This is a genomic window from Azospirillum isscasi (genome assembly GCF_030849505.1).
In the GTDB taxonomy this organism is placed as follows: Bacteria; Pseudomonadota; Alphaproteobacteria; order Azospirillales; family Azospirillaceae; genus Azospirillum; species Azospirillum isscasi.
The window spans coordinates 1-5,224 of the sequence record NZ_JAUJFI010000253.1 but is presented as its reverse complement, the minus strand read 5'-3'; the positions used below and the strand labels follow the sequence as shown (position 1 = coordinate 5,224).

8 protein-coding genes are annotated in these 5,224 nt (G+C 62.2%); 1 reads left to right on the top strand and 7 read right to left on the bottom strand.

Annotated features, from left to right (window positions below; genetic code table 11):
- Positions 1 to 30: 30 nt before the first annotated feature.
- A complete protein-coding gene (locus tag QSG27_RS27560; protein ID WP_306711867.1) occupies positions 31 to 981 on the bottom strand; it encodes a flagellin in 951 nt (316 codons plus the stop codon).
- 195 nt (positions 982 to 1,176) lie between these two features.
- Here QSG27_RS27560 and QSG27_RS27555 point away from each other — a divergent pair, with 195 nt between their 5' ends.
- On the top strand, positions 1,177 to 1,485 hold the full coding sequence (locus tag QSG27_RS27555; RefSeq protein ID WP_306711865.1) for a hypothetical protein: 309 nt from the start codon (positions 1,177 to 1,179) through the stop codon (positions 1,483 to 1,485).
- A 7-nt stretch (positions 1,486 to 1,492) separates the two neighbouring features.
- On the opposite strand, the gene QSG27_RS27550 is transcribed toward QSG27_RS27555, so the two are convergent.
- From QSG27_RS27550 to QSG27_RS27525, 6 genes are all read right to left on the bottom strand, one after another.
- Complete coding sequence (locus QSG27_RS27550; protein WP_306711863.1) at positions 1,493 to 2,077, bottom strand: hypothetical protein; 585 nt, start codon at positions 2,075 to 2,077, stop codon at positions 1,493 to 1,495.
- Between the two features lie 17 nt (positions 2,078 to 2,094).
- Positions 2,095 to 2,535, bottom strand: a complete 441-nt coding sequence (locus QSG27_RS27545; protein WP_306711861.1) for a hypothetical protein — start codon at positions 2,533 to 2,535, stop codon at positions 2,095 to 2,097.
- Between the two features lie 44 nt (positions 2,536 to 2,579).
- Positions 2,580 to 2,987, bottom strand: coding sequence for a hypothetical protein (locus QSG27_RS27540; RefSeq protein WP_306711859.1), 408 nt, complete (start codon positions 2,985 to 2,987; stop codon positions 2,580 to 2,582).
- A gap of 31 nt (positions 2,988 to 3,018) precedes the next feature.
- Positions 3,019 to 3,390: a hypothetical protein gene (locus QSG27_RS27535; protein ID WP_201044344.1), complete on the bottom strand. Its 372-nt coding sequence runs from the start codon at positions 3,388 to 3,390 to the stop codon at positions 3,019 to 3,021.
- Positions 3,391 to 3,659: 269 nt separating this feature from the next.
- Entirely contained in the window at positions 3,660 to 4,022 is a 363-nt protein-coding gene (locus QSG27_RS27530; RefSeq protein ID WP_306711856.1) for a helix-turn-helix transcriptional regulator, read from the bottom strand.
- Between the two features lie 506 nt (positions 4,023 to 4,528).
- Positions 4,529 to 4,954 carry a hypothetical protein gene (locus tag QSG27_RS27525; protein WP_306711854.1) on the bottom strand — a complete coding sequence of 142 codons (426 nt, stop codon included), beginning with the start codon at positions 4,952 to 4,954 and terminating at the stop codon, positions 4,529 to 4,531.
- Positions 4,955 to 5,224 lie beyond the last annotated feature (270 nt).

Here is a 5,224-nt window from a genome sequence, read left to right as displayed (position 1 = left end):
CACCAAGCTCGATGAACTGCTGCCCTGGAGCTATGCTCGGCAGGCCGAAACCGCCGTGGCCTGAAAACACCGCTTACTCTGGGCGGTCCGGGTGTCGACGTTCTGGAGCCTGGCGTCGATCAAGTCAAAGTCCACATCGAACTGAACCCGTGCTCCCCCAGGGAACGAGTGGTCGAACTTCAACGGGGTGGCAGCGGCATCAGCAGCATGCCACTGGGCTGCGGTGAACCGCTGGGTGAAGCTGTCCGGTGGGTTGGTGGCCGTGATGACCTTGTCGGTCCCTGGCCCGCCCGAGACCATGATCGAGATTGGATTGAAGTCACCGCTGGTTGGGCTTTTGATGCCGGTGATCTTCACCGCAGTGAGACCGAGGGCCTGCTCCGCGTTGGCAATGTCGCCGGCCGCTCCCGTGATCCGTCCGCTGCCGGTGATCGCGATCTGGTAGTCATCGGGCTCTGAGATGTCGGTCACCCTGGCCTGACGGATGCCAATGAGGTCCTGGACGGCGAGCTTAGACTCCGGGGTTGCGTCCAGCTTGGAGCCGTCACCGACCAGAAGGTTCTTGCCGCCGTAGCCGGAATCCCCGGCGATGCCGTTGATCTGGTCCAGGATGCTGTCGAACTGATCGGCAAGGTTCCGTCGCGTCTGGATAGACCCTGCGTCCATGCCGAGGCTGGTCAGGGCGGCCGTTGTGAGCCCTCGGGCTTGGACCAGGAGACCGCCGATGTGCTTGGCCCCCTTGTCGCCAGCCTGGACGGTACTGATCGCCTGCCCAACAGCATCCTTCATCGCCGACAGGTCGCCGGCCCGCTGCGTCAGTGCCTTGGCCGCGAAATAGACCGGCGGGCTGTCCAGGGCAGCATTGATCTTCAACCCGGTCGCCAGCCGCTGCTGGGCAGCCGACACCTGCTGCTGTCCAGCCTGGATGGTCAGCAGATTCGCTCGCATCGTGGCGGGAAGCTGGAGGTCGGGCGATACCATGGTGCGAAGTTCGTGTTTGCCTGTCTAAAATTTCTAATATCACCAAGCAAACTTGATGCCATAAATCGAAACCTGACACTGTGACGGTCATCACCTCGTGGGGTGGTCGTGTTGCGTCTGTTGAAGGTCGAACACCGGGCAGGTTGTTCCTGCTTACGGAAATTTCTACCGGGCTGTGGGGAGCGGAGGGGCACCATGATGAGGGAAGTTACGGTCCGAATAGCTCTGGTTGTCGCCGCGGCCGTCATGACGCCGGCTGCCGCCGACACGTATCAGCCGCCGCAGGTTCGCCCGCTTGCCGATCCGTTTGGCCGCGACGTTCCACCAGCGGGCGGCATGGCCCCTGACCTGCGGCCCGATCCAATCCCGGCATATCGGGACTTTCCGTCCCGGTGGAAGCAGATGCAGCAGCCGTTGTGCCAGCCGCTGTTTGACCCGCAGACCGGGAAAACGAGGGCGTGGCGGTGCTGGATGGCCGACGGCACCGTTCAGGAAATCCGATAACCCCAGCCTACTGCTGAAGCGGCGGGAACTTCTCGGTCACGTTCAGGATCTGGACCTTCCAGAACAGAACCCGCTCGCGGCAAAGTTCGGGACGAGACCCGGCGTTGATGATCTGGGTGTACTCTGTCACCGAGAAGGCTGAGGCCATCTGTTGGATCGTATGGGTGGATTCCTCGACCACCGCATGCGGCAGGTACCCCGCCACCATGTTCCACTGCCGGTCCTTCTGGCGGAGTTCGTTCCGCTTCTCCCGGACCCAGTCGCCGAACTCGTCCCGCAGCCGAGCACAGGTCAGGACCCCCTCGCGGAGAGCCGGGGCTTCCCGCTGGTACTGCTCCCAGAACTCGCGAGGCTGCTGGTGCAGGTTCCGCAGGCAGCCACCGTAGACCACGTCGTCGTTCGGGCAAGTCGTGCGGCTGGTAGCCTCGGCCGGCGGGTCGCCGCCTCGTGCGGATGGGACGGCCGCGTCGCGGTATGGCGTCGCCCCGTCGTAAGGTTGGTGAATCCCGCCTGCTGGTCCTGCCTGCCGGCAGCCGGCAACCATGGTCAACGTGACCAGCAACACCGCAGAGGTCGCCGCGATCCGGTGCATTACCGCCGGGCTCTTGGCTACCGCCCGCACGCCTGGGCCAGCCCCTTGCTGACCTCATCGAAGCCGATGTTGTCGAAACTGGCTCCGGGTTGGCCGGCCAGATGGACATCGATCATGAACGCGTCACTCATCTTCTCGACCAGATCGACGATTGCGGTGTACTCCTTGGCGGCCACTCCGCCTTGGAAGATCTGCCAGGACCCGGCGGGAACCAGCGTGCCGTTCAATCCGAGCGTGACATCCAGAACGCCGGAGCCCCGGACAGGGATCGTTGGCAGGTACAGCACGGCCGCCCGCTCCTGTGTAGCCGCATCGCAGGTGATGATCAGCTTGTTGCCCTTCGGGTCGAACTTGGTCGCGACGAACCAACCCTTTGCATTGCCGGTTACCCAGGGTAAGCCCTGGGCGTAGACGGTGCCCGCAACCAGAAGGGACGCGAGGACGATTAAAATTCTCATGGTAGGCCCTTCCATTGATGAGGCTGCATCTGGATCGGCCCAGATCAATTGATCAGGTCGGCACTCAGCATCGCCTTGACGATCTTCTGGACCTCGCGAGACCGGCACCCGTAGTCGTTGGCGAGTTTGTTGGCGTCGCTTTCGCCGTTCGCCGCCGACAGGATCAGCGGCATACCACCGGCTGCTCCAAGGACTTCGGCGACGCCGAGAGTGAACTTCTCGGCGTCGTTCAGAATGGAGCACCGCTTGTCCAGCTTTCCCAGTAAGCCGATGGTGTAGCCCATCATCGCGGTGTTCTCGGTCTCGTTCCGCGGCTTCACCGATCCGATGTCCCCGCTCAGCATCGCGTTCAGGACCTCGGGGCGGTGGTACTTGTCTTGGCCCATGGCCGAGGCGGCGATGCCCACCACGCCGGCCAGCACCGAGGTCATCAAGATCGACATCGACCGCATGACGGTCTCCCTGATGGTCGGACGTGGGGCATCAGGCCGCGATGGACCACTTGGTACGAGCCGCCTGGGCCAGTTCGCCTTCCGGGTTTTGGAACAGGTAGCCGCGGGCCAGTAGGGCTTTGGCATACTGCTCCGAACCCTTCACGCCGAAGGCGACTGCGACCCCGACGAAAAGGCCCAGATACGCGAGGAGGGTGACCGTCAATCCCTTGTCGTCAAGGGGCATCATCAAGGGCGTCAGCGAGAACAAGTTCAAAGCGATAATGATGCCGCCGTGGACATGGAGGCCTCGGAGGAAGTGTGGAACCCCAAAGACGAACACGGACAGGAAAGCACTCCAGTCGAACTCGGTCGTCAAGCTGCGGATGTCTTTGGTGGAGGGATGCACCATTTGGATCTTCATGGCCTGCTCGCGATTTAATGGAGTCAATGGGCCGGCTGAGATGCCCCCGTGTCCGCCACAGGCTTGAACACACCACCTCGTCCCCAGCACCCACTTTCCATTGTGGTATCGCACATAATGTTAAAGCAAGGTTTAACTATCAACCGATAGGAGCGGCGTCACCGGTTTATCACCAAAACCGATGGCAAACGGCTTCAACCGAGAAGCGGTGATGCCAGAGCGGTCAGGTCAGACCGGAAGTGGGCGACGGCCCTCACCACCTTGGAAAATTACAACCGCTTCCGCGACTTACCGCTCCGTTCGGCATGCTCGACGAGAGCCTCGATTTGCCGAACAGCAACCAACAGGAGGTCATCATCGAGCCGTCGGAGGAGAGACTTCGCTTTTGCCTCCTGGGTGAGGCGGTGTCCCGGCACGTGCGTCGGGGAGACCACGTCGGTGACATCGAGGCCAAGGATCTCAACCAGATCCACGAGGGTGTCTAGGGCCGGCAGGTACTTGGCGTTTTCCAGTGCGGAGATGGACTGCACGCTGAGGTTCGCCCGGTCAGCAAGGTCTTCCTGCGTCATCCCACGCCCCGTGCGGCTTGCCCGAATCAATGCGGCCACCTGGGCCTTGAGGTCTCCCACCATCCACTTCGCCTCCGGTTCTAACGGAGGCAGCTTCAGGTTTCCTTGATGCCTGGGCCATAAAGGTCCCATGATGACAGGTGAGAATATTAACAAGGAAACCACATCATTAGGTGGAAAGGGTTCTCAACCGGCACCTCTGGAGTCTCGACCGGGAAGCAGGAGTTGGAAATCCAATGTGAACGGTACGGCCACGGAGAATAGCGAGGCGTGTTTCGGCGGTCGGCGGCATCAAGGCCGTACTGGATTTTGGTCGCGGGGGGCTGGCCGGTTGACGATTGCCGTGCGGGGCCGGACGGTCGCTGTCGGCTCTGCCGAAGCCGACTCCGTGGCCCAGGAGATGCCTCTGACCTGGAGGGGCAGGCCGTTGCACTGGTCCCGCATATTCGTCCAGAGGATCGCCCGAATGGTCTGACGATCAGACGGGCGGATGCGGCATTTTGGGCCGCCCGGCCTTTCGGTCGAAACCACGAGTTCTGGCATCCGCCTGGAGCCTTGCCCGGCAAGGGTCACTGATCGCATCGAAGCTCGCTAAGCCGGTGGGCAAGGAGGCCGAGGACCATGGCCTCGGCGTGGATCAGCATCGGCTCCAGGTGGTACACCTGCGGGCGGCCAGTCGCGTGATCCCACGTCACCGGCTCGGGCCAGCCCTGGTCTGGAAGCGTCAGAAAAATCAGGTACACGACGAGTCGCTGCACCTCCATGGCGTGGGCGGCCGTGAACCGCTCGCGGAACGCCTGGGCCTTGTCGATGACGGTGGTGTCGTCGGCAATTTCCAACATGTGTCCCAGAATGTCCAGAAGCCGGCCACGATAGTGGGTTTCCTGTTCGGCGTCCCACGTGGTGGGATGATCGGCGGCCAGTACCATCAGCTTGATGATTGCGGCGGGCCGGTAGGCGTAGCGGTCGGCGAGCCAATCGAGGGGATCGGGCATAGTGTGCTGCTCCTGCCTTGATCCCATTCGAATACACCCGACCGGCGACCTGTCAAGTGAGCCCCCCGGAACCGCGAGATGATCGACCACAGTGAATTCAATGCCGCTGTGGGTGGTATTTTCCGTTCTTCGTGGCCCCGGAAATCTCAATGTGACGCGAAAGCACCGTGACCAGCCGGGTAGTTTTGAACAGCCCCGATCTGTTTCCGGAAACAGTTCGACTGAGGGCATGGGGACCGCCCATCGCCTCCTTCCGTAGCCCTGCGGCGG

Coding starts and splice junctions, on each gene's coding strand:
- QSG27_RS27545 (WP_306711861.1), bottom strand. CDS start 2,535: ATGAGAATTTTAATCGTCCTCGCGTCCCTTCTGGTTGCGGGCACCGTC.
- QSG27_RS27560 (WP_306711867.1), bottom strand. CDS start 981: ATGGTATCGCCCGACCTCCAGCTTCCCGCCACGATGCGAGCGAATCTG.
- QSG27_RS27525 (WP_306711854.1), bottom strand. CDS start 4,954: ATGCCCGATCCCCTCGATTGGCTCGCCGACCGCTACGCCTACCGGCCC.
- QSG27_RS27540 (WP_306711859.1), bottom strand. CDS start 2,987: ATGCGGTCGATGTCGATCTTGATGACCTCGGTGCTGGCCGGCGTGGTG.
- QSG27_RS27550 (WP_306711863.1), bottom strand. CDS start 2,077: ATGCACCGGATCGCGGCGACCTCTGCGGTGTTGCTGGTCACGTTGACC.
- QSG27_RS27530 (WP_306711856.1), bottom strand. CDS start 4,022: ATGGTGGGAGACCTCAAGGCCCAGGTGGCCGCATTGATTCGGGCAAGC.
- QSG27_RS27555 (WP_306711865.1), top strand. CDS start 1,177: ATGATGAGGGAAGTTACGGTCCGAATAGCTCTGGTTGTCGCCGCGGCC.
- QSG27_RS27535 (WP_201044344.1), bottom strand. CDS start 3,390: ATGAAGATCCAAATGGTGCATCCCTCCACCAAAGACATCCGCAGCTTG.